This is a genomic window from Gracilibacillus sp. JCM 18860 (assembly GCF_055395245.1).
In genome coordinates this window covers 2,171,848-2,197,406 of record NZ_AP043868.1, presented here as the reverse complement: position 1 = coordinate 2,197,406, position 25,559 = coordinate 2,171,848, and the positions used below count along the sequence as shown (strand labels likewise).

Genomic DNA, 25,559 nt, shown 5'->3' with positions numbered 1-25,559 from the left:
ATGGCACTTATCAAGTGGATAAAGCCTTCCCTATCTCTTTATAACCCGATCTCTATTCAGTCTAACAAGAAGGTGAACAAAATGAAGGAAAATTGGTGGCAAAAGTCTACCGTCTATCAGATCTATCCGAAAAGCTTCCAGGATACAACAGGTAGTGGAACAGGCGATATACAAGGGATTATCCAAAAACTGAATTATATCAAAAAATTAGGTGTGGACATTATTTGGTTAACACCTATTTATGCATCTCCTCAACAGGATAATGGGTATGATATCTCGGATTATTTTTCGATTCATCCAGAATATGGAACGATGGAGGATTTTGATCAATTGATAAAAGAGGCCCACGCTCTTGGTATCAAGATTATCATGGATATTGTCGTCAATCATACTTCAACAGAGCATGAATGGTTTAAGCTATCCAGAAACCGTGAAGACAAACACTATCAAAATTACTATATATGGAAAGATGGAGAAAAAGAACATCCACCGAATAATTGGCAATCCAAGTTTGGTGGGTCTGCTTGGCAATATGACGAAGCAAGGGGACAATATTATCTCCATTTATTTGATGTAACACAAGCAGATTTAAATTGGGAGAATGAAAGTCTTCGACAGGATGTGTACAAGATGATGAATTTTTGGTTGGACAAAGGGGTGGACGGTTTTCGATTGGATGTGATCAATTTAATCTCCAAAGATCAGCGCTTTTTAAATGATGATGGATCAATATTACCTGGAGATGGGCGAAAATTTTACACAGATGGACCGAGAATTCATGAGTATCTCCATGAAATGAATCAACAAGTATTTCAAGGAAGGAGAACGGTAACCGTTGGAGAAATGTCTTCGACAACATTAGCAGATTGTATACAGTACACGAATCCAGAAAATGAAGAGCTTGATATGGCCTTTCAATTCCACCATCTAAAAGTAGATTATCCGAATGGAGAAAAATGGGTAAATGCTCCCTTCGATTTTATACAATTAAAAAAGATTTTATCTGATTGGCAGACAGGTATGCAAGCTGGTGGTGGCTGGAATGCCTTGTTTTGGTGTAATCATGATCAACCAAGAATAGTCTCAAGATTCGGTGATGACGGCACATACCATCGAGCGTCTGCCAAAATGCTTGCGACCACTATTCACCTTATGCAAGGTACTCCTTACATTTATCAAGGGGAAGAATTCGGTATGACCAATCCAAAATTCACTTCGATGGATCAATATCGAGATGTTGAGTCCATTAATATGTATCATATGAAAAAGAAAGAAGGGATGAAGGAGGAAGAGATACTAGATATTCTAAAAAATAAATCTAGAGACAATGCGAGAACACCAATGCAATGGAACAAGGAGGTAAATGCAGGCTTTACTACTGGTACTCCTTGGATAGAAGTAGCAAAAAATTACCGTCATATAAACGCCGAACAAGCATTAGAGGATCAGGATTCTATTTTTTATCATTATCAAAGGCTGATTCAGCTAAGAAAAGATTATCAGGTCATCACAGATGGGACCTATCGACATATTTTACCTGATGACATTGCCATTTTTGCTTATATAAGAGAGAATGAAGAGGAGCAGATGCTTGTAGTGAATAACTTCTACGAGGATGAAGCCATCTTTCAGTTACCAGAAGACGAAACAGGCTTCACAGCAAATGGGGAAGTTATTTTGTCGAATTACACGACAGACTTTGAGGATCTGCAAAAGGTAAAACTTCGCCCATTTGAATCATTCGTATACTATGAAAGAAAATAAACAGGAGATTTTATCATGAAGAATAAATACATGGTGATCTATCAAGAAATGGTCAACCATATAGACCAAGGTGAATTTAAAGCAAATCATTTCTTACCATCAGAGAATGAGTTAACGGAAAGCTACCAAACCTCGCGCGAAACCATACGGAAAGCTTTAAATTTACTGGCGCAAAATGGTTATATACAAAAAATCCGAGGGAAGGGCTCCTTAGTTATCGATCGAAGCAAGTTTGATTTTCCTGTCTCTGGTTTGGTTAGCTTTAAGGAATTAACGGAAAAACTCGGACAAGCTCCCAAAACAAAAGTACACAAATGCCAACTAATTGAAGCTCCATCCCCTATTCGTCACCATTTAAAGTTAACCAAGAAGGAGCAAGTATGGGAGGTCGTTCGTTCTAGATCCTTTTCTGGTAGTCGAATTATTTTAGATAAAGACTATTTATTAAAAAAATATGTACCCTATATGTCCGAAGAAATTGCTAGTGATTCGATTTACGTACATTTAGAAGATGAACTCCAATTAACGATTAGCTTTGCTAAAAAAGAAATTGTTGTCGAAGAGCCGACAGAAGAAGATAGGGAGTTGTTAGACCTTGAAGGCTTTCACAATATTGTTGTCATCAAAAATTATGTATATTTAGACGATGCTAGTCTTTTTCAATACACAGAATCAAGACATAGACCAGATAAATTCCGATTCGTAGATTTTGCAAGACGGCATCATTAAAAGAATAGAGGCTAGAGACAAGAGGGTGTCCTAGCCAATTTACGCTTTTAACAGTAAATAAATGAAGTAAGGTGTGCTCAATAAAGCAATGATCACTCCGACAGGCAACGAGGTTGGGGAGAATAGATTCTGTGCCAAAATGTCAGCTGTAATGAGAATAAAAGCACCGATTAGGGTAGCAACAGGAATCATATATTGATGTAATGGCCCTACAATTCGTTTGGCGATATGTGGGGCTACTAAGCCAAGAAAGGCAATGCCTCCCCCCGCTGCTACCGAGGCACCTGCTAGTGCGACAGCAGCAAATAAAAGCCACAATCTTTCTGCCTCAACTCTTGCACCTAAACTGGAAGCAATTGAATCTGTTAATGTCATCACATTTAAAGTATTGGACTTCCAAATAACAAAAGGAATGAAAACAAGCATCCATGGCAATAGAGCATAGACGAATAACCAGTCAGCATTCCATATATCCCCTGATAGCCAAACCGTTACTTGTCTGAAATCCTGTGGGTCCATTTTTAGCTGAAAGATGATTAAGGCAGCACCAAATCCAGCGTTAACCCCAATGCCGACAAGGATCAGTCGTATGGGATTTATTCCTTTACGCCAGGATAATAAATAAATGATGACTGCTGCAGTGAAAGCACCAAGTAATGCAAAAATCGGCATGCTAAAAATAGATAGACTAGAATTGATTGGGATGACTTCTTGGAAAAAATAGATAAATAGCACAATGAAAAAGCCTGCCCCAGCATTAATTCCGATAATCCCTGGTTCTGCTAATTCATTTTGAGTAATCGATTGTAGGACAGATCCTGATACCGAGAGTCCCATACCAATCAGTAATGCCAGCACAATACCTGGTAGACGAAAGTCGAATAAAACAAGCTCTTGTTGCTTGGTTCCTTGACCAATGATGGTATTCCAAACCTCCATCGGAGAAATAGAAATAACCCCAAGGTTTAAGCTGAGTAAACTGCTAGCGAGTATCGCCAAAATAAGTAAGCTTATAATCAACATATATTTCTTTTTTTTCATAGATTACTTCCCCCTCTATCACGCGCTAAATACAGGAAGAAAGGCACTCCAATTATCGAAGTGATGGCCCCAACTGGTGTTTCATAAGGAGCATTAACCATTCTTGCCACAATATCTGAAGCAACAAGTAGGACTGCTCCAAACACTGCAGAAATCGGCAATATCCAACGATAGTCATTCCCGACTAAAAAACGAACGATATGTGGAATAATCAATCCGATGAATCCAACTGCTCCGGCTGTTGTCACTGCTGCCCCTGTAAGCATAAATACAGAAATGATCGCCAAGCCTTTAATAAGGATATTTTTTTGACCTAATCCAGTAGCTACATCATCGCCAAGACTTAATAGAGTAAGAGAATTAGAAATAAATAAAGCGATAATGAGCCCCACTGTTCCTGTAATAATTAAAATTTTGACCGTCGACCAGTCTGTATTAGCAAGACCACCTGCAATCCAAAAGCTTAGCTGCTTTTCCAATTGGAAGTGTAAGGAGATAATCGATGTGATGGACTGAACGAAAGTACCAATAGCAACACCAGCTAATGCTAGTTTAACCGGGGTTAACCCTGTCTTTGAGGCATTACCGATAATAAATACGACGATGACTGTTATTCCCGCCCCGATAAAAGCGGCATACGTTTGACCTAGTGTCGATAGCGCAGGAAAGAAGGCAAGAACGGTAACTAATCCTAATCCTGCCCCATCTGTAACTCCCATGATGGAAGGGGAGGCAAGGGGATTTCGTGTCATACCCTGCATAATGGCACCAGCCACGGCTAAAAAGGCACCGACAAATGCCGAGCCAATCCCGCGTGGTAAACGGATCTCCCGAATGACCAAATGCTGTGAATTGTCATGATTAAAGTGAAATATACTGTCAAATATGGTTGATAGATGTATATCGGTGGAACCATAGATAATGGAACCAATCATCGCCAAACCTAAAAATAAAATGCCGATAATTATATAGACAAAATGTAATTTTTGTTTTTTATGGTAATTTGCTTGCATCTTTTTTCCCTTCTTATACAAATGTACAGGTATTCTTTAAGCTTATCACGCTAGGTTACTGTCCGTCCATTACTTAATAAACCAATTTTAGTTAAACGCTGTGATGAAAGGAATAGGTAAGAAATCATAGGGGAGCTTGACTGAATCATTTGACTTTTCAATTGAAAATGAATATCATAATCACTATATTACCTAAGAAAGAAAGGAAATGAAGCATGAAGAAAAGCCTTTTAGCTATATTACTGTTTATGTTATTTTTCCTAGCAGCATGTGGTGGAAATGAACAAGAAAATGATGATAATACAGAAGAATCAAATACAGAAGATACAAGTGAATTTAGTCCTGTTACGGTAGAAGGAGAAAACGGAGAGGTTACCATCTCTGAAAAGCCAGAAAGAATTATTGCACCATATATGGAGGATGCCTTAGTTGCTCTTGGAGTGAAGCCTGTTGCTCAGTGGTTCCTAGGTGGATCACCACAGGAGTATTTACAGGATGAGCTAGCAGATGTGGATACCATAGAATGGAATATGCCATTAGAGCAAACATTGAGCTATGAGCCGGATCTTCTTATACTAAGTGCGTTAGATAATATGGAAGGACAATTATCCGATTACGAAAATATTGCGACAACCTATGTATTTAAACCAGAGGATCTAGCAGATGTGCGGAAGCAAGTAACTATTGTTGGAAAGTTATTAGGTAAGGAACAAGAAGCGGAAGATCGTATAGATCAATATGAGGAGAAGATTGCCAGTGCGAAGGAAGCTCTCTCCGATACAGTTGGTGAAGAAACAGTAGCTGTATTATGGGCGATAGGGGATCAATATTTCATGTTTGAACAAGATCGACATACTGGTGAGGTAATCTATGGTGAATTGGGCTTAAAGCCATCACCACTAACGGTTGAACTCGGTGAAGCCGAAGAAACGTGGAATCCGATATCATTAGAAAAAATTGCGGAATTAGAAACAGATCACCTCTTCTTACTAGGGGAGGAAGATGCTGCGGGAATTCAAACATTACAAAACAGTGAAGTGTACAAGAGCCTTCCTGTTGTCCAAAATGAGCAGGTTTATCGAATAACAGATGCAAGCAATTGGACCAATAGAGGAATCGTTGCTTTTGAGAAAACGGTCGATGATATATTGGAGGCATTTGGAGAATAATAGAGGTTGGGCATGAAGCCCAACCTTTTTTCTACTTTTCTACCAGAAGAAGAATGGTAAAAAGGCGATAGTAGCAATGGCCCCTAAAGCAATGCCGAGGCCAAATCCACCCCAACCCCATCCACCATAATAGCCAATTCCATATCCACCAGGACCCCGATTCCCATCAATCGGATCTAAAAACACCTTGGAAGGATTGACTTTACGGATTATTCCTCTATGTGTCTGACCATCGTGAGTAACAATCTTAACTGGACGCCCAACGTTTTGACGACAAAAATCATAGTGACGAGACAAAATTTCGCTCCCCTTTCTCCATGTTTCAAAGAATGATAATAGCACTACTATTACGTTATGTGAGTTAGATATAATGGAGTGGACACCTGTTAACTGGCATTTGCACCATTTTTCTATCCTTTGATAATGGAGAGAAACTCCTCATTTGGGGTATATAGTATTTTTTTGGAGGAGTAGTTTTGCTTAGCTGCATAATTAGATACAAGGTAATAGCCGATGTTATAGCCAAGATGGTTAGGGAGTCCGTGTTTCCCATACATTATAAGATCATGCTTTGCATCAAGCCGCTTAATATCCCGATATTTTTTTATCCATTTATCCCATAAGGCCTTTGCTTGTTTCTCGGAGAGGGTTTGGATAATTTGACTTCCAGAGGAAGAACCGAGTAACCTTCGAACAAGATATTCTGCCGTCCCCTCTAAAATAATGGCATCTAATAAGGTATAGTCCTCCTCGGCCTTTTCAAAGTAATGAAGCCTACACGTATGGCTGTATTCATGTAAAAAAAGTGCTGTTAAAGCCTTAGGTGTTGCCTTAGGTGATAGGAATAGAAAAAGCTTTGAAGGATAGCTTAACCCCGCGTTTCCCTTAAATTGTTCCTGAAGTTCTCTGCTGTTCTCATTGGATGGAAATAGAAAAATATCGGCCTCTGGTCCGTCCCATGCTCGTTTCAATTTTTGATATAGTTTCTTAAAAAATGGATAAAAGTCTTTCTCTAACCACTCTGATAGATATTTAGAATTATTTTTGTGGGGGAGAAATAATCCATGACGTATAAGGTGTTCTTGTAGTGTCTTCTCATCTATGCTCCTAAAAAAGGAGGTGAGCGGTTTACAAATCAGCTTTTGATGTTCCACCAATGGTTGTTTTTGGGAAGTCTTTATTTTGTCTAAATAGGTATCTAACCATTGATCTGTTCGGTGAATGGTCATGTGTATCCCAATCCTTTTTGTGCGATATATAAATAGGCTAAGAGCTCTTTGTCGTAGAGCTGATTCCAATGATAGTGGGATTGGAGTGTGGAAAGCTGTTGTTCATTAAGCTCAGTGATAGCACCTGTTGGCACACTATCTTGGCTTTGCTTTTTCATTTGCTGTACATCGATACGCGTAAATCCATAATCCAACAATAGGGTGAGCCATTCCTTTTTCGTATATAAATGAGGCATTTCATAGAAATTCTGAATCACTTCTCTATCTAATTGGTCCAATGATGGTGATATTGTCATTTCATTGAGAACTAGTGTGCTTTCCTCTTTCATCACACGATCTATTTCTTTTAAACTTCTTCGAATATTCGTAAACGCCAGAACAGATTCGCAGATAATAAGATCAAAGGATTGATCTGGAAATGGAAGATTTTCTACATCACAGGGAAGAATGCTTACATCATCTAGACTATTGCTAAGCGGCATCGCTTTATCCACCATCTCCACGTTGTGATCAATTGCCGTAATAGGAGTGTTTGTGAGCTTTCGTAGCTGCTCCACCGTTTTTCCTACTCCACAACCAATTTCAAGTATATTTTTCACATTTATTAATGGAATTCGATTCATCCAGTTATTTGTTGCCTGTAATCCTCCAGGATGAGCATAGCTTATACCTAGCTGTGCTAAAAGTTGTTGATAACTCATAAGTAGTCTCCTTTTCGAAATTGTCATGGTTTATATTTGAAATGAATTGTAGTAAGATTAAATATAATTGTTATAAGCTAGTGTATACATAATGGTTAAAGAAGGTGAATGGATTGGAACAAAAGGAAATTGAACTGCTGAAGCTTTTAGAGAAAAACGGAAGAATAGATACGAACACGATAAGTAAAATGATTGATGTGGAACCAGATAAAGTGGAAGAAATGATTGCCAATCTAGAAAAAGAGCATGCAATATTAGGATACTCTACGCTTGTGGACTGGTCTAATGTCTATGAATATGAAGGGGTTGCTGCACTTATTGATGTAAAGGTGACACCTGTTAGAGGGGTAGGATTCGATAAAATCGCCTCAAGAATATATCGATTTCCGGAAGTGAAGGCTGTTTATCTAATGTCGGGAGCATACGATTTAAGTGTTTCTGTAGAAGGTAAAACAATGATGGAGGTTAGTCGATTCGTCTCCGAGAAGCTGTCAACATTAGATACGGTTATTTCTACTACTACACATTTTATCCTAAAGAAATACAAACATGATGGCATTATTCTAAATGATGATGAAGATAACGATAAAAGGATTATGGTGTCGCCATGAGTTCTTATTATTTATCCCAACAAGTACAAGAGATAAAGCCATCAGGTATTCGTAAATTTTTTGATCTAGCATCAAAAATGGAAAATGTTATTTCTTTAGGTGTAGGTGAACCAGATTTTGTCACTCCATGGAGTGTCATTGAGGCAAGCTACCATTCGCTTGAACAGGGATATACTGCGTATACGGCGAATGCAGGCCTTTTTGAATTGCGAGAAGAAATCAGCTATTATTTAGAAAATAATTTTGACGTGACATATAGCCCAGAGTCACAAATACTTGTTACTGTGGGCGGTAGCCAGGCAATTGATTTATCCTTGCGTGCAATTATTGATCCAGGGGATGAAGTGATTATTGTGGAGCCTTGCTTTGTAGCGTATAGCCCGATCGTTAGTTTAGCTGGTGGGGTGCCAGTGACGGTAAGTGCGACAAATGACAATGCATTTAAAATTACTGCAGAACAGATTGAACAGGCGATTACCAAGCGGACAAAAGCTATCATATTATGTAGTCCAAACAATCCGACAGGGGCAGTCCTTAGTAAAGAGGATTTAACAAGTATCGCTGCTGTGGTAAGGAAACACGATCTACTCGTGATCTCGGATGAAATTTATGCAGAGCTTTCCTATGATGATAAGGCGCCAAGTGTTGCTTCCATTAATGGCATGAAGGAACGTACCATTGTTGTTACTGGTTTTTCTAAAGCTTTTGCCATGACAGGCTGGCGCTTAGGCTATACGGTGGGCCCTGAAAAAATTATTCAGGCAATGTTAAAGATACACCAATACACGATGATGTGTGCTCCAACGATGGCACAACATGGAGCGCTTGAAGCACTTCGTAATGGAAGTGAAAGTGTGCAGGAAATGAAAACAAGCTACAGGCAAAGGCGGAATTTTGTCGTGAAGGCTTTAAATGAAATGGGACTTTCCTGCCATTTACCAGGTGGAGCGTTTTATGTTTTTCCTTCGATTAAGGCAACAGGAATGAGCTCAGAGGAGTTCGCCCAAAGGTTACTAGAAGAAGAACGTGTAGCCGTTGTACCAGGGGATGTATTTGGCGAAAGTGGGGAAGGTTATATTCGTTGTTCCTATGCGACATCTATTAAACAATTAGATCAAGCAATGAAAAGAATGAGTCGATTTGTAGAAAAGTACACTAAGTAGACAATAGGGAAAAGATTTTAGTCTTTGTTTCAGTTTTTAGCTGATCCAAAGACTTTTTTGTTTTGTCTTTCATTTATAAGTACAAGTTCTCAAATGAAAGACAATAATATTCAGTTGTAAGTACAAGTGAGTTTGTCTATAATAGAATTTATAGAGAGCAGAGAGGATGTACAAGATGGAAGTGAAGCGTATACATGAGGTGAATACAACAACGAATGTAGGGGAGGCTCCTGAATTACCGAATCAAGTAGACGTCGATTTGAATGATGATATAACAGCACCGTTTGACGTAGTTTGGGAAAACACTGATCCTTCTCTTTTGAATCAACAAGGGACAATAGAGATAGAAGGAGAAATTCAACATAAGGATTACCCAAAACCATTTATTGAAAAACGGGCAGACCCATATTTATATAAACATACGGATGGGTACTATTACTTCACTGGCTCTTACCCATTGTATGATCGAATTGTATTAAGAAGAGCCAAAACCATTGATGATTTACCAGAAGCAGAGGAAAAAGTGATTTGGTGGAAGCATGAGTCAGGTATTATGTCGGAGCATATTTGGGCACCAGAAATTCATTTCATTAATGGGAAATGGTACATACACGTTGCTGCCGGGGAAAAGGATGATGTTTGGGCAATTCGTCCATACGTGTTGGAATGCGAAGCGGATAATCCTTTAGAAGGGGATTGGATAGAGAAAGGGCAGGTTAATACAGCGTTCCATAGCTTCTCTTTGGATGCAACCACTTTTGAGCATAATGGGAAACGTTATTTAGTGTGGGCACAGAAAGTAGAAGATGATACGATCTCTAACCTTTATATTGCGGAGATGGAAAATCCATGGACGATTAAAGAACAAGTGTTACTTTCAACCCCAGAATATGATTGGGAGAGAATTGGATTTGATGTAAATGAAGGTGCTGCGATGCTCAAAAATGATCAGAAGATTTTTATTGCGTTTTCTGGTAGTGCTACCGATGAAAATTACGCAGTAGGCTTGCTTTATGCTGATATCAATAGTGATTTATTAAATCCAAAGTCTTGGACGAAAATGAAGGAACCTGTTATGGTATCTAGCGAGAACACGGAAGAGTATGGCCCAGGACACAACAGCTTTTCCGTAGATGAGAAGGGCTATGAGTTAATCATCTATCATGCTCGCCCATATAAAGGGTTTAATACAGATAACCCACTATATGACCATAATCGTCATGCGAGAATCCAGCGTTTATTTTGGACGAAGGATGGTTTCCCATACTTTGGGGAACCAGGTTATTCGATAGACTTTTCAGGGAAAAAAGCAAAAGCTATAGTTGAAATAAAATAACAAAAAGGAGGTGTCATGATGGTGGCACCTCTTTTTCTATTTTATTACATACTCTATTTCATCATATTTTCTTGAATATTTTATATGAAAATTTTTGTTATCAAAATACCACAAGTCCGATTCCTCTACAAAAAACAAAACACCTTCTTCGACGATTTTTAATCCGGCATTGACTGGCTCTGTTTTTTCTAATGCTAATGAAAATCCCTTATGTACGCCTCCGAATCCACCGTATCTAGCAAAAAAACGAACAGCATCGTTTTGTTGTAAGTCAAGCTCTTGAATAAACCAGCGGGCTGCAGGTTTAGTGATGGTCATTTCCATTCTTTCGTCCCCCTTTGTTTCAATATAGCAGACAAGCCAGTAAAATGGCAATGGAATCCACCTTTAATGTTGTTAACTAAATGTTTGTCAGATTATCTTACATAACTTATTTAATCTATAGTTAAAAGGTGTATACTTTTAATCAAGAGGTTTTTACGAAACTAAGCATGGGTGGTGTCTCCTTTGGCTGAAGATCCTTCATATAAAACGCGTAAAGTGATCACAATAGGTGTTGTTAGTGAGTTAACAGGCTTATCAGAAAGACAGATCCGTTATTATGAGGAAAGAAAATTAGTTTTTCCAGAACGATCGGCAAAAGGTAATCGCAAGTATTCCTTTGCGGATGTAGAATTATTGATTGATATAGCTAACAAGCGGGAAGAAGGAGTACAGACATTTGAGATCAGGCAAGACATGCTTCGTGCGGAAAAGAGAAAAGAGAAAAAGAAGAAGCGAGAGCTACTACGTGGTGAAATAAACGCAAGATTCGGTATACAAAAAGAACGATAAGCAAGGTGTTTGTCATATTAGAAGAGAAGCCTAATGAAAATCAGGCTTCTCTTCTTGCCGTTCAGGATTATATCTCGTGAATTTGAAGCTGTTTTGAGTCGTACGATCTAATTCAAGACAAAACTTTTCGTAATCATGTACGATTTCACTTATAGGTTTATTGTAAAGCTCTTGGTTATCTTCTTTTACCACGCCGCTTGCGATTAACTGCTCGATAAGAAATATTTTTTGTTTTTCCACTGCTTCACGTAAAAATGCCATCTTCAAGCCTCCTCAAGAGAAAATCATCATTAATGTAAGTATTACCATGTTTGTTATATGATATACGGATGATGAGTATGCACTTGTTTCTGAATCGTGACGAAATTGTTTTGAATTTGTAATATAAATTGATTTGCTGTATGAATTTCAATTATTTTCACTGGCATTTTAGTTGATATATAATAGAAATTGCTTCATCGATTTTTTGCTCGACTATATCATATGCTTTTATTCTATCGATGTCTTGGCTAGTGTCAATAAAGTTTACATACAATTTAAACAAACTTAATTTAGCCGCAAAATATATGGAAAAGGTGTGTATTTTCTGTGAAACCTACTATTTCTGTTATTATTCCAACATATAATCGTACTGTTGCCTTAGCAGAGCTACTAGCAGCATTAGAACAGCAAACCTATCAGGACTTTGAGGTGATTATTGTCAATGATGCTGGGAAGGATATCTCGGATGTTGTCGCTTTGTATCCAGAATTAACTACTAAATTACTCAATTTAGATAAGAATAGTTACCATGTTAAAGCAAGAAACACAGGTTTAGCATATGCGCAAGGGGAATACATTATGCTTATAGATGATGATGATTTAATCCTCTCGACACATATGGAAAAAATGCTGAATGAAATCACTGGGTATGATTTAGTATATTCGGATGTAGAAATTGTGAATTACCGTGAAACGGAGAGCGAAAGAATCCCTATTAATCATTATTTATTTGCCTATCGAATGGATCTAGAAGCTATGCGTCAATTTTCAACATTTGTACCGTCAGGCTGTTTGTATAGAAAGGCAATTCATGAAGAAATCGGGATATTTGATGAGGCGGTTCGTAATTATTGGGATTGGGATTTCTTCTTGCGTGTGGCGGAAAAATATCGCGTGAAACGGGTGCCTGTGGCTAGTGTGCTTTATGAGTTTTCTGAGACAGGTAATAATCAATCAAAGAATTTAGATAAGATGCGAATTTATTTAGATAAATTATCGCAAAAGCATCAATTAGGTGAGCTGCCGACTAAAAACTTTTTCCTGTTATTGAAGGAGCCTGAGGTAAAGGAAAGAGAAGCCGAGAGCAAGCGCATTTGGGATGGCAAAATGATTCCTTCCCGTTTAAAGCTATAGCTAATTGAAGGAGAGAGGAAAATTGAAGCAAAGAGATTTTACAAAGGGAAATATATGGGCCGATTTATTTTATTTCTCTGCCCCCATCATGTTCGCCAATTTGCTTCAAGTATCGTATCAATTTGTGGATAGTTTATGGGTTGGTAATTTGCTTGGTAGCAATGCATTGGGATCAGTAGCAGTAGCTGGTACCGTTATTTTTACTGTATTGTCTTTCATTATTGGTATTAATAATACGACCTTGACGATTTTGTCCCAACAGAAAGGAAAGGGTAATGATGAAGGACTTCAGAGTTATGTCAATGCTTTTATTGTAACATTGTCTGGCTTGGCTATCCTGATGGGGATAACGGGCTATCTACTTGCAGAGCCGATTCTGAATCTGCTTAGTACGCCTGAGAGCATGATGGAAGATGCTACGATTTATTTACGTATTAACGCTTCTGGTATCCTTTTTTTAGTTGGTTATAATTTTATTAGTACAGTATTGCGTGCTGTTGGAGACAGCAAAACGCCATTGCTGTTTGTTTCCATTGCTGTAGTATTAAACATCGTGCTAGATCCGTTATTCATTTCAACATTTGGCATGGGGATTCAAGGGGCTGCTCTTGCCACGATATTATCACAAGGATTTTCTTTTATCTTCGGAGTTGTTTATATTATAAAGCAAGGATTGATCCCGTTAAAATGGCCATCTAAACCAGAATGGCAAGAGGTAAAACTGATTCTTCATCTTGGTATTCCTTCTGGATTACAGATGGCTGTTATATCAGCAGGGTCTGCTGCTATTATGAGTGTTGTCGCTTCACATGGGGAGGGCGTAGTAGCAGGCTATAGTGCGGCTCAACGTTTAGATAGCTTATTTTTACTCCCCGCCCATGCGCTGAGTGCAACAGTTAATAGTATGGCAGGTCAAAATATTGGGGCTGGCTTATGGAGCAGGGTGAAGAAAATAGCACTATTTGCTACGGTTTATAATGCGATTATTATGTTTGTTTTTGCAGGGCTGATCGTGTTTTTTGCTTCTTTCGGCATTCAACTATTTATTCGAGATCAGGAAGCGGTCCGGTTTGGTGCTAGGTATTTGACCATTGTGGCCTTTTTTTACCCATTCTTAGGAATTAATTTTGTTTTAAATGGAATTGTCCGTGCGTCAGGCGCAATGTATCAAGTATTAATACTCAACCTCTTATCCTTTTGGCTTCTAAGATATCCATTGTCTTATCTTTTCTCCAAATGGTTAGGTGAGGATGGAATTGCTTATGGTATTGGTGTAAGCTTTATGTTAAGTAGCCTGTTTGCATTCGGCTATTACCGATTTGGAAAATGGCGTACGAAACAAATTTTTCAAAAAGAATAGGGGAGTGGAGAAATGACGATAAACATTGGCTTTATTGGTACAGGCGGATTCACTAGGCATCATGTGCAAATCCTATCCAGCTTTGATCATGTGAATGTAGTCGGTTTTGTTGGTTCAAGTCAAGAGAAAGCTGAAAAATTCGCAGAGGAGTTTAGTGGTACTAACGGGTACGCATCACTGGAAGAGATGATGGCAAAGGAAAAGCTGGATGCCGTCTATATTTGTGTGCCACCAATGGGGCATGAATCCTATGAGAAGACATTGATTGAAAATCAAATTCCTTTTTTTGTAGAAAAACCTTTAGGATTAGAGGAAGAGGCAGTCCGGGAAATCAAACATTTAGTGGAGGAAAGAAACCATTTAACTTCCGTTGGTTATCATTTTCGATATGCAGATATTGTAGATAAGTGGATGGAGCTCAATCATACTGTCACGACAGGAATGGTAACGGCAGGATGGATGGGGTCGATGCCTCCTGTTTATTGGTGGAAAAATCAAGCGCTTTCTGGAGGCCAATTTAATGAACAAACTACTCATTTAGTTGATTTGATTCGTTATCTCTATGGGGAGGTGCAATCTGTTTATGCTGTCGAAAACCAGACATCTGCTGCTCAATCAGATGATACGGTAACCGTTGCAGATGTCGGGTCGTTTACATTGACAATGGACAGCGGGATAGTCGTACAAGTAGCTAACACCTCCGTATTGCCTGGTGGCTTAGGGGATGTCCATATTAAAGCATATACAAATAAAGGGATGGTTACTTGGAGAATGAAGGAGCTAGAAGTCGCAACAGTAGGCAAAAAATCAATTTATTCTGCTAAAACCAATCCATACCATGAAGAAGCAAAAGCTTTTTTACAAGCAGTAGAGACAGGGGATCGCAGCTTTATATTATCCTCCTATGAAGATGCTTGGCAATCCTTTAAAATAGCGATAGCTGCAAGAAGGTCTATTGAAGAAAATCGTGTCATTGATTTAAAGGAAATCACTGACTGAATAAAATTTAAAAGAACGTACATAGTAAGGATTGCATAGCTAAAAATGGAGGTAATCCTTATGTACAAATTATTTTTTATAATAAGTTTATTGGTAGGTATGTTTATTACTGGCTGTAACCAATCCTCATTAGAGCCTGAGGATGAAAACATAAACCCTGATTATGTGAACTATACAGATGAACAAGAAAATCAAGCAGATCAAGATCAGGATGGTGGACGCTTCCGTGTTCCCGTTAATCCAGGTAGGGAGCAAAATATTTTCCGATATGACAATCCTGAACCCGGGCAAAATCAGCAGGAAGCAAATGAAATGCCAAATGCGGATAAAGAACAACAGGATCCAAAAGTGGAAAATCAACCAAAATCACAACAATCCAATGCTAATTTTAAACAACGAGTAATCGAGCTGACAAATCAAGCAAGACAAGAAAATGGAGTCGAACCACTTAGTGCTGATCAACAAGTAGCAGAGGTCGCCCAAAAAAAGTCGGAGGACATGTCAGAAAACAATTACTTTTCTCACACTTCTCCAACTTTTGGTTCCACCTTTGATTTGCTCGAGGACTCAGGTGTAGAGTATTCAGAAGCATTAGAAAACATTGCAGCAGGTCAACAGTCACCGCAACAAGTTGTAAAAGGCTGGTTAAACAGTGAAGGCCATCGCAAAAACATTCTAGACCCTAATGTAACACATATCGGAATTGGTTATGATAAAGATGGAAACTACTGGACGCAAGTGTTTATTAAGAAATAGTATGTATCGAACTAGTTGCAGAAAAGCGAGCCGGACTCGCAAAAATAAAGAGTGAGTTGCAAAAAAGGAAGTCCAACTTGCAAGAATAAAGAGCAAGTTGCAAAAAAGCTAGTGCAACTTGCAAGAAAAATGTGTGAGTTGCAAAAAAGCGAATTCACTTGCAAGAATAAAGAGCAATTGCAAAAAAAGGAGTCCAACTCGCAAGAATAAAGAGCAAGTTGCAAAAAAGGAGTCCAACTCGCAAGAATAAAGAGCAAGTTGCAAAAAAAGGAGTCCAACTCGCAAGAATAAAGAGTAAGTTGCAAAAAAGCTAGTCCACTCGCAAAACTAATGAGCAAGGTTGCAAAAAAAGTAATCCCCAATAAAAAATACAAGGGAGTGGAGAAACGCGTTTCTCCACTCCCTCTTATATTATTTTCTTCCTTCTCCATATAAAGAGTCCAATTCCTAGCACCAATAAGATAATCCCACCTAACAGAAAATTATATTGCTGTGTTGCTGTATCTGGTAACCTTTGCTCTTCTATAAAATCAGTTGTTTGTTCTTTTGTTTGAGTTTCTTTGTTTGGAGCCTCAGAGTCTTCTGTTTTCTCATTCTTTTCATTTTCCTCATTGTTTCGTTCCAAATGTTTGTCTTCATCATCTATTCCTTCTGGTACATCTTCTTCTTTTTCTGTTTCATCATTTGAATCCTCTGGATCAGGTTTTGGTTCAGGTTCTTTTTCTGTATCTTTCTCAGGTGGAGCTGGCGTTGATTGTCCAGAAGTCCCTTCAATGCTTGTACCATTTTTTACAATCGTATAGTCCACTTTTTCTCCACTCCAGAAATGGAAAGTTAGTTGAACCTCGCTATCGTTAACCTCTTGGAAGAAATTTTGTTTGAGTTCAATTGTTCGGTTTTCATAGTTCGGAGAAAATGTATAATCAAATTCTTTAAAGCCTGTCCAGTTTTGGGGGCCTGCGATGGATCCATCTGGATAATAGGCCTCCATTGTTGCTAGCTGATCGCCATTAAATGCGGTTGGTATCTGGAAGCTTTCGGTAGTGCCTACTGCATCCTCTAGTAAAGGGGTTTGGTAATTAATGATATCTATATCCCAATCAAAGCCACCAGAGAAATCAACCGTTAAGGTAGCTTGATTTCCTGTTTGGTTAGGATCAACAACTGAAGCGAGAAGTTCTTGATGGAAGGTAACTGCATCAGACGAAACGGTATAGTCTTCAGCTGCTCTTAATGGCTCGCCATCTAATAGGATTTGATTAATCGTATGACTATTGAATTCGAAGGAAATTGTCTTATCCGTAATCTCCTCCCCTTTTTTCAAATAAATAAAATTCTCATTTGGAAGAGCAGATCTTGTCTCCCAGCTTGTTTGGATCATATCGATTAGTTCTGGATCAGCCCATTCCAGACTAGTTCTGCCTAAATGCTGACCGTTATCCCAAAGCATATGCACAAAGCCTTTCTCCTGTGCGTAATGAAGCATATATTCAAAAAATTTTAATTTTTCTCCTTGTTGAATGACGCCAGTATGTCTGTCAAAGCCTAATAAGCCATATTCACCAATGACGACAGGAATGTTATGAGGAGCAAAGGTATTATAGACCCGATCAAAATTATCGATGATATCCTGTTTCACTTCCTCATTAAAGCGTGTATATCCAGCGATATTCACACTAAAGGGCCAAAATCCATAATAGTGCACGGTTGCAATAATATTTGGATCATTAAGCTCAGAAATGAATTGGGACAAACCATCTAACTTCTCTGGCTCTTGTCCTGTATCTAATGTTGGTAGAACCAGTGGGCGAATATCATTCGATCCTCCAGAATTTCGAACAATTTGATAAAATGCTTCGTTTAACTCATCTAAATGCTGTTGCTCATTCTCTTCTACAGCAAATCTTGGCTCATTGATACTTTCAAACATGACTTTTGTTGAATAGTTCTTATAACGATCAGCGAGCTGTGTCCATATCGCCCGATAGCGTTTTACGGTGTTATCATGATCAGTCTCCATTCCATTTTCCATCCAGATCCATGAATCGTGATGGACATTAATCATGACATATAAACCTTCCTCTAAAGCCCAATTAATCGTTTGATCAATCCTGTTTAGAAAATCCTGCTCAATTGTGTAATCTGGACCGGCTGCCATTCGTTGATCAAACGTTATCGGGATGCGAATACTACGGAAGCCTTCTGCTGCTACTTTTTGAATGAGCGCTTTCGTAACAAAAGGATTTCCCCATGCTGTTTCATCCTCTCCTACTGCATCATAGGAATTTCCTAAGTTCCAGCCTGGCTGCATATTCTGGGCATAATCCTCGATGTCGATTTCTTCCTCTGCAAAAGTCATTATGGAAGTAGTACTAAGAAGGAATAAAACCAAGAGCAATACCTTTAATAAAGAAGCTTTCATAGAATGTTTCCTCCTACATGTTTTTTGTAAGCAAAAAGGAAAACGCTTACTAAACACAAGATATCATAGCTAAAAATGGAAAAATACCACGAAAATAAGTGGTGTTTTGCTGTAAAAATTAGACATTTTTTAAATGTTGTGAAAATACAAGCCTTTTCTTTAAATACTAGAAGACGTATAATAGTTAGATTAGTTCTTTTGATTAATCAACAAGAAGGGAGCCATTTATATGGCTAGGGGAGAATCGACCGTACCATTAAAAATGCTTTTGTTTTGGTTTCACGGGGCTAATACGATTATCGTAAGCTTTTTACCATTATATTTACAATACTCGGGGTTAGATGGAACGGAGATTGGTTGGGTAATGGCGATCGGTCCTTTTATCGCAATATTTTCACAACCATTCTGGGGTTATATGAGTGATAAGTATCAAACAGTAAAAAAAATACTTCTACTATGTTTGATAGGATTGCTTATTAGTAGTGCGATTTTTTTGCAAATGAAAACATTACCATTACTGTTATCGCTAGGTGCAGTCTTTTTCTTTTTCTCTTCACCTATTGGGGCATTAGGGGATAGCCTGTCACAACGACGAGCAGATCAGCTCGGAATTTCCTTCGGTTCCATTCGAACATGGGGATCGATAGGGTTTGCAGTGTCTTCTCTTCTAGTAGGAGAAATATTAGCTAAAATCGGGGTTCAATATATCTTATGGCCATACATAATCTTCGCTTTCTTAGCATTACTTGTTGCTACAAGGCTAGTAGACGTAAAGGTCGAAACAAGACCAATTCAATTTCAGGATATTGGCTTATTAATTAAAACGAAACCGTTTGTCATATTCCTTGGTCTCATCACGCTGCTTACCATATCACATCGTGCTAATGATAGTTTTGTAGGTATCTATATTGATTCTCTTGGCGGATCGGAGAATTTAATTGGTTACGCATGGTTTGTTGGGGTTGCAAGTGAGGCATTAGTCTATGCAACAGCTGGACTTTGGTTTCGAAGGTATCATCCTTTAATTTTTATTATTGCTGCTGGTATCTTATATTCTATTCGATGGTTCTTCTATGCTAGTTTTGACGAACCGATTTTTATCGTTGGGCTACAATTTTTGCATGGTCTTACTTTTGGTGTATTTTATCTAACCGCATTTCAATATGTGACAAGACTTATTCCCAAACTATTACAATCAACAGGACATCTAGTTTTTGTATCCGTATTCTTTGGTCTATCTGGTATCATTGGTTCATTATTTGGTGGGATGATCATGGATGCATTTGGTGGTGATACCTTGTATCTGTATATGGGTATTTTGACTTCATTAGGGACTCTGTTGTTGTTGCTGTATCATATGTTACCATTTGGTAAAGTATAATATAGAAGTGGTAGTAAGTTATAAGGTAAAACAAGTTTTCAGAATTATTTTAAAATAAAGACTTTAATCAAACTTATTGTAATTGGAAAGAAAATATCATATGATAAAATACTGTCATGTATAAATACAAAACGGAGTGAATATTTATGAATAAATGGATATTAAAAATAGTACCAGTTTTATTGTTAGCTCTTTTGGTAGCTTGTGGTGGGAACGATGCAGAAGGGGATGCGCAGAGTGACAGCCAAACATTGAATGTATTAACTGAATCGGGATTTAAGCCATTTTCTTTTCTAGATAAGGGAGAGGTTGTTGGCTTTGATATTGATTTGATGGATGCATTAATGAAAGAGGCTGGCTACAAATATGAGCTTAAGAATGTCGGTTGGGAATCGATGCTTGCATCTGTCCAGAGTGGTGAAGCTGACCTAGCTATTGCTGGAATTACGATGAATGAAGATCGTAAGCAAACATACGATTTTTCTTCACCATACTTTGAATCAACACATAAGATTGTATTTCGTTCAGGGGAAAATATAACAAGTGGTGAGGATATTAAGAACGTAAAAGTAGGCGTCCAAACAGGAACAACAGGTGCAGAAGCAGTAGAGAAAATACTAGGTAAAAATCATGAAAATATTGCAAAATACGAATCCAATACGTTAGCATTTATGTCCTTACAATCAGGGGATGTTGATGCAGTAGTGACAGATAATGTCGTAGCAGATGAGTATGTAGCCAATAATCCTGATGCGAATGTTGAAATGATAACAGATCCTGAAACATTTGAGTCGGAATTCTATGGAATTATGTTCCCTAAGGGTAGTGAAGTGAAGGAAAAGTTCGATGCTGCTCTAGAAACATTAATAGAAAACGGAACATATACAGAAATCTATAAAGAATGGTTTGGAGTAGAGCCAGACTTGGAAGGATTAAAATAATTCTCCATATCAGATAAATAAAGAAAAGCGAGACTTTATAAAGCTCACAATAAAGGCGTAGCGGTTTCGTTGCGCTTTTCTATTTTGTAAATTAAGAAGTATAAAACAGGCACCCAAAGGCGCATTGAAAAACGTCCAGCGCAAGCGTCCAGAAACGGGTGCCCAGCGCTTTTGTTGTTTGTTCAGAAACTTATTCGGGAAACAATAGGATAAATGAAATGAAAGAAAGAAGGAGGTTGAAAAAATGGACTTAAGAATGGACATCGTCGTCGAATATTTCCCTTATTTTATGCAAGGGATGGGTTTAACCATTTTAATGTCTGTTGTTGGGGTACTAATGGGATGTATTCTAGGTTTTTTTATAGCATTAGGAAAAATGTCCTCCATCTTCATCGTAAGGCTACCATTTGTTTGGTATATTAATTTCCTTAGAGGAACACCGCTCTTAGTGCAATTATTTTTATTCCATTATGCTGTTTTACCAACAGTATTAGGTTCCACAACTGCTATTACATCCGTTATGGTAACTCTATCGCTTAACTCTTCAGCATATGTTGCGGAAATCTTCAGAGCAGGTCTCCAGTCAATCGATAAAGGACAAGCAGAGGCAGCTCACTCCTTAGGGATGAATAAATTTCAAGTGATGAGGCATGTTCTTTTGCCTCAGGCATTTAAAAGATCAATACCTCCGCTTGGCAATGAGTTTATTGTCTTATTAAAGGATTCTTCTTTAGGTGCTATGATTGCTGCTCAAGAGATACTTTATTGGGGAAGAGCAGCTGCGGGACAGTACCTACGTGTATGGGAGCCATACATCATGGTAGCATTGATGTATTTAGTTCTAACGTTAAGCTTAACCTATCTGCTAAACTATTTGGAAAGAAGGCTTGATGTGAAATGATCTCTGTAAAGCATTTAAAAAAAAGCTTCGGGAAATTAGAAGTATTAAAGGATATTAACGCGGAAATTAAACAGAGCGAAGTGGTTGTGGTAATAGGTCCATCAGGATCAGGTAAATCCACCTTTTTGCGTTGTTTAAATTTAATTGAATCCATTACAGACGGAACGGTTACAATTGATGGAGAAGTCATTACTGATAAAAGTGTAGACATTAATAAATTGCGTACAGAAGTTGGCATGGTATTCCAACAATTTAATTTGTTCCCTCATAAAACGGTATTACAAAACATCACACTGCCAATGATTACGGTAAGAAAATGGAAGAAAGAAGAGGCAGAGAAAAAGGCGCTTCAACTACTTAAAAAAGTTGGACTTGAGGAAAAGGCAGGGGTTTATCCTGATTCCTTATCTGGTGGCCAAAAGCAACGTGTAGCCATCGCCAGAGCGCTCGGCATGGAACCTAAAATCATGTTATTCGATGAGCCTACCTCTGCCTTAGATCCAGAGATGGTCGGAGAAGTACTAGAGGTCATGAAGGAATTAGCTCAAGAAGGTATGACAATGGTAGTAGTTACACACGAAATGGGCTTTGCTCGAGAAGTTGGCGATCGAGTAATATTTATGGATGAGGGATACATTGTGGAAGAAAATGAACCCCAAAGTCTCTTTCAACATCCACAGCATGAAAGAACAAAGGCGTTTTTGAGTAAAGTATTATAAGTGAAGGGATAACCCGAGTTTAGCCAAGCTCGGGTTATTTCTTTATAAGGTCAGAAAGTATAAAGTTTTTGCAGGAAGAATAGCGACGAAGCTTTTGAAGTCCAAAATATAAGAAAAGCTAACGCATCCGCTAAAGGACGTGCGAATATGAGTTTTTCTAAAGTGTTCTACATCGATTTTCGCACTGGTGCAACAATTTGATTAGCTTCTACTAGCTCTTCCTCTGTTAAATAATAGTTTTCTGCGAAGGAGTTCTTTGGCTCGTCTAGCATAAAATAACAGATGATAAAACTAATGATAGCACCTGTTGCCAGCAGAAAAAAGAATTGCTGGGCGCTAACAAAGGTATATAAAGTTAAATATACAGTCGATCCCACATTTCCGTATGCTCCTGACATGCCAGCTATTTGCCCTGTTATTCTTTTCTTTATGAGGGGAATGACGGCAAAGGTTGCTCCTTCCGCTCCTTGAATAAACATGGAAGTAATGATCGTAATGGCGACAGCAAATGCTAATGGCCAGCTCGAATTAATGAACCCCATAAGAAGAAGGCCAATGGAAATACCGATCATATAAACGAGCATAACTTTTCTACGACTTCCTAATCTGTCCGATAACATACCCCCTAATGGCCGTGCAAGTAAATTTACAAAGGCGAAAGAAGAGGCGATGAGCCCAGCTTGTGCCGCCGATAAAGAAAAGGTTAGCTGGAAGAACATCGGGAGCATGGAAACAATAGCAAGTTCCGCTCCAAAATTAGCAAAATAAGTACTATTTAATGCCACTACATTACGGAACTTATAGCGATCCTCCTTAGGCACTCCTTTTTTCAGAATGGGAATATTGATTTTTAAGATGGTATAGAGCTGGTAAAACAGGACAATAAGGATAACTGTATAAACAACATATAATATTGGCTTCGAAATAAACCCTAATCCTTCTAATCTCCATGCACTAATTGCTACTGCTCCGCCTAATGGTAGGGTCCATATCATTAACTGAATTAAGTCGCCCCAGCTACTAACCTCTAATGCAGCAGTTCGCTTAGGCCTGACCAGCTTTTTTCCCTTAGGGGTATCCCGAACGACAAAATAATAGAGGATTCCATATAAAAAGCAAACCACCCCTGTAAATGCGAGGGCGTATCGATAGCCATTATCCCCAGCAAAAACGGTTAACGCCAACCATGGCAATAAAATAGCTGCAGCTGCAGAGCCAAAATTCCCCCACCCGCCATAAATGCCTTCCGCAAATCCGACATGCTTAGGAGGAAACCATTCGGCAACCATCCGAATACCAATTACAAAGCTTGCACCAATACTTCCAAGCACCAATCTTGAAATCATTAATTGAATCCATGTATCACCAAAAGCAAAAACAATAGTAGGTAGTGACATCGTTATAAGTAACCCTGAAAAGACGATTCTCGGCCCCCATTTATCTAACAATTGGCCGATGATAATTCTAGCAGGGATCGTTAACACCACATTACAAATACCGAGAGCTGCTAGGTGTTCTGCCGTGAGCCAATCCATGTTCTCCATCATCGTTGTAGCAAGTGGTGCCATACTGAACCATGCAAAAAAGGAGACAAAAAAAGCAAACCAGGTAAAATGAAGAACCTTTATTCGTTCGCTTTTAAATGAAAACAAATCTTTGATCGTCATGAAAACACTCCCTATAAATAGCTATCTATTTGTCAGACCTGCCAATGGCAGAAGTCTCATTTTATAGTTTGCCATGACTGATTCCCATTTGTCTTAGTAGTTGTAAGAAGGGTTCACATACTTTTTAAAATAAGGGAGGATACAGTGGAAAAATGCTGCATATAATGATGTTGTCCTTTGAAGTAGGTGTTCTTCTTATTCTTTTTCTTTCAATTCCATGATAAGATGATACTAAAGATGGGAGGAGTTAGAGGTGAAGCTGGTAAACTATCGTTTAAAAAATGATTTTTCATTAAACAGGATCGGTATCATGCGTGATGATAAGGTGATCGATTTATCAAAAGGCTATGCACAAATGAAATTAAAAGAAAATAATTTAGCGAGTATAGGTGTATTCCCGAGTGATCCAGATCAATTTTATTCCAATGGAAAAGCTATACTAGAAGAAGCAAAAAAGATCGATGCTTTCTTGCAAAAGGAACCACCAGAATACCAATATAAAAAAGAAGAGGTTGTGATAGGGCCTCCTGTACCGAATCCTTCGAAAATTATTTGTGTTGGGACTAATTATGCGGAGCATATAGCGGAGATGAAAGGGGTAGTTCCCGATTACCCAGTGCTCTTTGCTAAATTTAATAATGCTTTAATAGGTCCTGAGGATAGTATTTATAAAACGGATCAAACGGAAAAGTTAGATTATGAAGCAGAGCTTGGTGTAGTAATCGGACAAAAAGCATCCAATGTGAAACAAGAAGATGTTTTCGAATACATTGCGGGATATACAATCGCTAATGATATATCTGCTAGGGACTTACAGAAGCGGACATTGCAGTGGCTACAAGGGAAATCCCTTGATCATACCACCCCTATAGGTCCATATATCGTTACAGTCGATGACATCCCGAATCCAAATCAATTAAATATTAAGTCATATGTAAACGGAGAAATGCGACAATCCTCTAATACGAAGCACCAAATCTTCAATATTCCACATATCGTAAGCTTTATATCAGAACTAATCACACTAGAGCCTGGAGATATTATTTTGACAGGTACTCCAGACGGGGTCGGTATGGGAATGAACCCACCAACATACCTTAAGCTAGGAGATAAAGTAAGAGTAGAAATTGAAGGCATTGGTATGATGGAAAATGAGGTTGTAGCACCAAGGCAATAGCTCACTCTTTTTAAGGGTGAGTTTTTTATTTTACGTTAAGAAAGTATAAAATTTTTGCAAGTAGTAAAGCGATGAAGCGGAAATTTTGAAGTCCAAGGTATAAGAAAAGCTAACGCATCCGCTAAAAGAACGAGCGAATGCGAGTTTTTCTAATCTTACAATAGTGTTTATATTTTACGGATGTGGATGACTTTAGTAATATATTCATAGATATATTTTCCTTTGTCGAGCATATAATGGACAGAAAATAA

The 25,559-nt window shown here is 38.3% G+C and carries 25 protein-coding genes; 16 read left to right on the top strand and 9 right to left on the bottom strand.

Features of this window, described 5'->3' with window-relative positions; all coding sequences use genetic code 11:
• Nucleotides 1–81 precede the first annotated feature (81 nt).
• The gene (gene treC, locus ACZ5R4_RS11040) at nt 82–1,764 is read left to right on the top strand and encodes an alpha,alpha-phosphotrehalase (RefSeq protein WP_464368486.1); all 1,683 of its coding nucleotides are present in this window, start codon (nt 82–84) and stop codon (nt 1,762–1,764) included.
• A gap of 15 nt (nt 1,765–1,779) precedes the next feature.
• Nucleotides 1,780–2,493, top strand: coding sequence for a trehalose operon repressor (gene treR / locus ACZ5R4_RS11035; RefSeq protein ID WP_054860162.1), 714 nt, complete (start codon nt 1,780–1,782; stop codon nt 2,491–2,493).
• A gap of 39 nt (nt 2,494–2,532) precedes the next feature.
• On the opposite strand, the gene ACZ5R4_RS11030 is transcribed toward treR, so the two are convergent.
• Together ACZ5R4_RS11030 and ACZ5R4_RS11025 are read right to left on the bottom strand one after the other, a co-directional pair.
• Nucleotides 2,533–3,534: a FecCD family ABC transporter permease gene (locus ACZ5R4_RS11030; RefSeq protein ID WP_109983123.1), complete on the bottom strand. Its 1,002-nt coding sequence runs from the start codon at nt 3,532–3,534 to the stop codon at nt 2,533–2,535.
• Nucleotides 3,531–4,547, bottom strand: coding sequence for a FecCD family ABC transporter permease (locus ACZ5R4_RS11025; protein WP_464367301.1), 1,017 nt, complete (start codon nt 4,545–4,547; stop codon nt 3,531–3,533). The genes ACZ5R4_RS11030 and ACZ5R4_RS11025 overlap by 4 nt, the downstream gene beginning before the upstream one ends.
• A gap of 215 nt (nt 4,548–4,762) precedes the next feature.
• Here ACZ5R4_RS11025 and ACZ5R4_RS11020 point away from each other — a divergent pair, with 215 nt between their 5' ends.
• Entirely contained in the window at nt 4,763–5,716 is a 954-nt protein-coding gene (locus tag ACZ5R4_RS11020; protein WP_109983121.1) for an ABC transporter substrate-binding protein, read from the top strand.
• A gap of 39 nt (nt 5,717–5,755) precedes the next feature.
• On the opposite strand, the gene ACZ5R4_RS11015 is transcribed toward ACZ5R4_RS11020, so the two are convergent.
• From ACZ5R4_RS11015 to ACZ5R4_RS11005, 3 genes are all read right to left on the bottom strand, one after another.
• Nucleotides 5,756–6,013, bottom strand: a complete 258-nt coding sequence (locus tag ACZ5R4_RS11015) for a hypothetical protein (protein WP_109983120.1) — start codon at nt 6,011–6,013, stop codon at nt 5,756–5,758.
• A 113-nt stretch (nt 6,014–6,126) separates the two neighbouring features.
• Nucleotides 6,127–6,945: a DUF2268 domain-containing putative Zn-dependent protease gene (locus ACZ5R4_RS11010; protein ID WP_109983119.1), complete on the bottom strand. Its 819-nt coding sequence runs from the start codon at nt 6,943–6,945 to the stop codon at nt 6,127–6,129.
• Nucleotides 6,942–7,646 carry a class I SAM-dependent methyltransferase gene (locus tag ACZ5R4_RS11005; protein WP_054860165.1) on the bottom strand — a complete coding sequence of 235 codons (705 nt, stop codon included), beginning with the start codon at nt 7,644–7,646 and terminating at the stop codon, nt 6,942–6,944. The genes ACZ5R4_RS11010 and ACZ5R4_RS11005 overlap by 4 nt, the downstream gene beginning before the upstream one ends.
• A 113-nt stretch (nt 7,647–7,759) precedes the next feature.
• Between ACZ5R4_RS11005 and ACZ5R4_RS11000 the strand changes: the two genes are divergently transcribed.
• From ACZ5R4_RS11000 to ACZ5R4_RS10990, 3 genes are all read left to right on the top strand, one after another.
• Nucleotides 7,760–8,257 carry an Lrp/AsnC family transcriptional regulator gene (locus tag ACZ5R4_RS11000; RefSeq protein ID WP_109983117.1) on the top strand — a complete coding sequence of 166 codons (498 nt, stop codon included), beginning with the start codon at nt 7,760–7,762 and terminating at the stop codon, nt 8,255–8,257.
• A complete protein-coding gene (locus tag ACZ5R4_RS10995) occupies nt 8,254–9,420 on the top strand; it encodes an aminotransferase (RefSeq protein ID WP_109983116.1) in 1,167 nt (388 codons plus the stop codon). Before ACZ5R4_RS11000 ends, ACZ5R4_RS10995 begins: the two co-directional genes overlap by 4 nt.
• Before the next feature lie 175 nt (nt 9,421–9,595).
• Nucleotides 9,596–10,756 carry a family 43 glycosylhydrolase gene (locus tag ACZ5R4_RS10990; protein WP_109983115.1) on the top strand — a complete coding sequence of 387 codons (1,161 nt, stop codon included), beginning with the start codon at nt 9,596–9,598 and terminating at the stop codon, nt 10,754–10,756.
• A 36-nt stretch (nt 10,757–10,792) separates the two neighbouring features.
• On the opposite strand, the gene ACZ5R4_RS10985 is transcribed toward ACZ5R4_RS10990, so the two are convergent.
• A complete protein-coding gene (locus ACZ5R4_RS10985) occupies nt 10,793–11,080 on the bottom strand; it encodes a HesB/YadR/YfhF family protein (RefSeq protein WP_054860195.1) in 288 nt (95 codons plus the stop codon).
• A gap of 183 nt (nt 11,081–11,263) precedes the next feature.
• On the opposite strand from ACZ5R4_RS10985, the gene ACZ5R4_RS10980 reads away from it, so the two are divergent.
• Nucleotides 11,264–11,590 carry a MerR family transcriptional regulator gene (locus tag ACZ5R4_RS10980; protein ID WP_054789076.1) on the top strand — a complete coding sequence of 109 codons (327 nt, stop codon included), beginning with the start codon at nt 11,264–11,266 and terminating at the stop codon, nt 11,588–11,590.
• Nucleotides 11,591–11,620: 30 nt separating this feature from the next.
• Here ACZ5R4_RS10980 and ACZ5R4_RS10975 read toward each other — a convergent pair whose 3' ends face one another.
• Complete coding sequence (locus tag ACZ5R4_RS10975) at nt 11,621–11,851, bottom strand: Fur-regulated basic protein FbpA (protein WP_054789077.1); 231 nt, start codon at nt 11,849–11,851, stop codon at nt 11,621–11,623.
• A gap of 327 nt (nt 11,852–12,178) precedes the next feature.
• Between ACZ5R4_RS10975 and ACZ5R4_RS10970 the strand changes: the two genes are divergently transcribed.
• Genes ACZ5R4_RS10970 through ACZ5R4_RS10955 form a run of 4 tightly spaced genes read left to right on the top strand, consistent with a single transcriptional unit; the run spans nt 12,179 to nt 16,100 of the window.
• Nucleotides 12,179–12,985, top strand: a complete 807-nt coding sequence (locus ACZ5R4_RS10970) for a glycosyltransferase family 2 protein (protein WP_109983114.1) — start codon at nt 12,179–12,181, stop codon at nt 12,983–12,985.
• Between the two features lie 22 nt (nt 12,986–13,007).
• The gene (locus tag ACZ5R4_RS10965) at nt 13,008–14,345 is read left to right on the top strand and encodes an MATE family efflux transporter (protein ID WP_109983113.1); all 1,338 of its coding nucleotides are present in this window, start codon (nt 13,008–13,010) and stop codon (nt 14,343–14,345) included.
• A gap of 12 nt (nt 14,346–14,357) precedes the next feature.
• Complete coding sequence (locus tag ACZ5R4_RS10960; RefSeq protein ID WP_109983112.1) at nt 14,358–15,344, top strand: Gfo/Idh/MocA family protein; 987 nt, start codon at nt 14,358–14,360, stop codon at nt 15,342–15,344.
• Nucleotides 15,345–15,404: 60 nt separating this feature from the next.
• On the top strand, nt 15,405–16,100 hold the full coding sequence (locus ACZ5R4_RS10955) for a CAP domain-containing protein (RefSeq protein ID WP_245902241.1): 696 nt from the start codon (nt 15,405–15,407) through the stop codon (nt 16,098–16,100).
• 406 nt (nt 16,101–16,506) lie between these two features.
• Here ACZ5R4_RS10955 and ACZ5R4_RS10950 read toward each other — a convergent pair whose 3' ends face one another.
• Nucleotides 16,507–18,522 (bottom strand): cellulase family glycosylhydrolase, encoded by a 2,016-nt coding sequence (locus ACZ5R4_RS10950; RefSeq protein ID WP_464367300.1) that lies wholly within the window; start codon nt 18,520–18,522, stop codon nt 16,507–16,509.
• Nucleotides 18,523–18,751: 229 nt separating this feature from the next.
• Here ACZ5R4_RS10950 and ACZ5R4_RS10945 point away from each other — a divergent pair, with 229 nt between their 5' ends.
• From ACZ5R4_RS10945 to ACZ5R4_RS10930, 4 genes are all read left to right on the top strand, one after another.
• Nucleotides 18,752–19,903, top strand: coding sequence for an MFS transporter (locus ACZ5R4_RS10945; RefSeq protein WP_109983109.1), 1,152 nt, complete (start codon nt 18,752–18,754; stop codon nt 19,901–19,903).
• A 146-nt stretch (nt 19,904–20,049) separates the two neighbouring features.
• Entirely contained in the window at nt 20,050–20,844 is a 795-nt protein-coding gene (locus ACZ5R4_RS10940) for a basic amino acid ABC transporter substrate-binding protein (RefSeq protein ID WP_109983108.1), read from the top strand.
• A 244-nt stretch (nt 20,845–21,088) separates the two neighbouring features.
• Nucleotides 21,089–21,745, top strand: a complete 657-nt coding sequence (locus tag ACZ5R4_RS10935) for an amino acid ABC transporter permease (protein WP_054789083.1) — start codon at nt 21,089–21,091, stop codon at nt 21,743–21,745.
• The gene (locus tag ACZ5R4_RS10930) at nt 21,742–22,464 is read left to right on the top strand and encodes an amino acid ABC transporter ATP-binding protein (protein WP_109983107.1); all 723 of its coding nucleotides are present in this window, start codon (nt 21,742–21,744) and stop codon (nt 22,462–22,464) included. Before ACZ5R4_RS10935 ends, ACZ5R4_RS10930 begins: the two co-directional genes overlap by 4 nt.
• A gap of 167 nt (nt 22,465–22,631) precedes the next feature.
• On the opposite strand, the gene ACZ5R4_RS10925 is transcribed toward ACZ5R4_RS10930, so the two are convergent.
• On the bottom strand, nt 22,632–24,131 hold the full coding sequence (locus ACZ5R4_RS10925; RefSeq protein WP_464367299.1) for a NarK family nitrate/nitrite MFS transporter: 1,500 nt from the start codon (nt 24,129–24,131) through the stop codon (nt 22,632–22,634).
• A 253-nt stretch (nt 24,132–24,384) separates the two neighbouring features.
• On the opposite strand from ACZ5R4_RS10925, the gene ACZ5R4_RS10920 reads away from it, so the two are divergent.
• On the top strand, nt 24,385–25,308 hold the full coding sequence (locus tag ACZ5R4_RS10920; protein WP_109983105.1) for a fumarylacetoacetate hydrolase family protein: 924 nt from the start codon (nt 24,385–24,387) through the stop codon (nt 25,306–25,308).
• The last annotated feature ends 251 nt before the right edge of the window (nt 25,309–25,559 follow it).

Excerpts from the sequence above, each read along its gene's own strand:
- treC (WP_464368486.1), top strand. The coding sequence starts at position 82 with ATGAAGGAAAATTGGTGGCAAAAGTCTACCGTCTATCAGATCTATCCG.
- treR (WP_054860162.1), top strand. The coding sequence starts at position 1,780 with ATGAAGAATAAATACATGGTGATCTATCAAGAAATGGTCAACCATATA.
- ACZ5R4_RS11005 (WP_054860165.1), bottom strand. The coding sequence starts at position 7,646 with ATGAGTTATCAACAACTTTTAGCACAGCTAGGTATAAGCTATGCTCAT.
- ACZ5R4_RS11020 (WP_109983121.1), top strand. The coding sequence starts at position 4,763 with ATGAAGAAAAGCCTTTTAGCTATATTACTGTTTATGTTATTTTTCCTA.
- ACZ5R4_RS10925 (WP_464367299.1), bottom strand. The coding sequence starts at position 24,131 with ATGACGATCAAAGATTTGTTTTCATTTAAAAGCGAACGAATAAAGGTT.
- ACZ5R4_RS10930 (WP_109983107.1), top strand. The coding sequence starts at position 21,742 with ATGATCTCTGTAAAGCATTTAAAAAAAAGCTTCGGGAAATTAGAAGTA.
- ACZ5R4_RS10990 (WP_109983115.1), top strand. The coding sequence starts at position 9,596 with ATGGAAGTGAAGCGTATACATGAGGTGAATACAACAACGAATGTAGGG.
- ACZ5R4_RS10935 (WP_054789083.1), top strand. The coding sequence starts at position 21,089 with ATGGACTTAAGAATGGACATCGTCGTCGAATATTTCCCTTATTTTATG.
- ACZ5R4_RS10945 (WP_109983109.1), top strand. The coding sequence starts at position 18,752 with ATGGCTAGGGGAGAATCGACCGTACCATTAAAAATGCTTTTGTTTTGG.
- ACZ5R4_RS10985 (WP_054860195.1), bottom strand. The coding sequence starts at position 11,080 with ATGGAAATGACCATCACTAAACCTGCAGCCCGCTGGTTTATTCAAGAG.
- ACZ5R4_RS11025 (WP_464367301.1), bottom strand. The coding sequence starts at position 4,547 with ATGCAAGCAAATTACCATAAAAAACAAAAATTACATTTTGTCTATATA.
- ACZ5R4_RS10950 (WP_464367300.1), bottom strand. The coding sequence starts at position 18,522 with ATGAAAGCTTCTTTATTAAAGGTATTGCTCTTGGTTTTATTCCTTCTT.
- ACZ5R4_RS10955 (WP_245902241.1), top strand. The coding sequence starts at position 15,405 with ATGTACAAATTATTTTTTATAATAAGTTTATTGGTAGGTATGTTTATT.
- ACZ5R4_RS10975 (WP_054789077.1), bottom strand. The coding sequence starts at position 11,851 with ATGGCATTTTTACGTGAAGCAGTGGAAAAACAAAAAATATTTCTTATC.
- ACZ5R4_RS10995 (WP_109983116.1), top strand. The coding sequence starts at position 8,254 with ATGAGTTCTTATTATTTATCCCAACAAGTACAAGAGATAAAGCCATCA.
- ACZ5R4_RS10940 (WP_109983108.1), top strand. The coding sequence starts at position 20,050 with ATGAATAAATGGATATTAAAAATAGTACCAGTTTTATTGTTAGCTCTT.
- ACZ5R4_RS11010 (WP_109983119.1), bottom strand. The coding sequence starts at position 6,945 with ATGACCATTCACCGAACAGATCAATGGTTAGATACCTATTTAGACAAA.
- ACZ5R4_RS11030 (WP_109983123.1), bottom strand. The coding sequence starts at position 3,534 with ATGAAAAAAAAGAAATATATGTTGATTATAAGCTTACTTATTTTGGCG.
- ACZ5R4_RS10960 (WP_109983112.1), top strand. The coding sequence starts at position 14,358 with ATGACGATAAACATTGGCTTTATTGGTACAGGCGGATTCACTAGGCAT.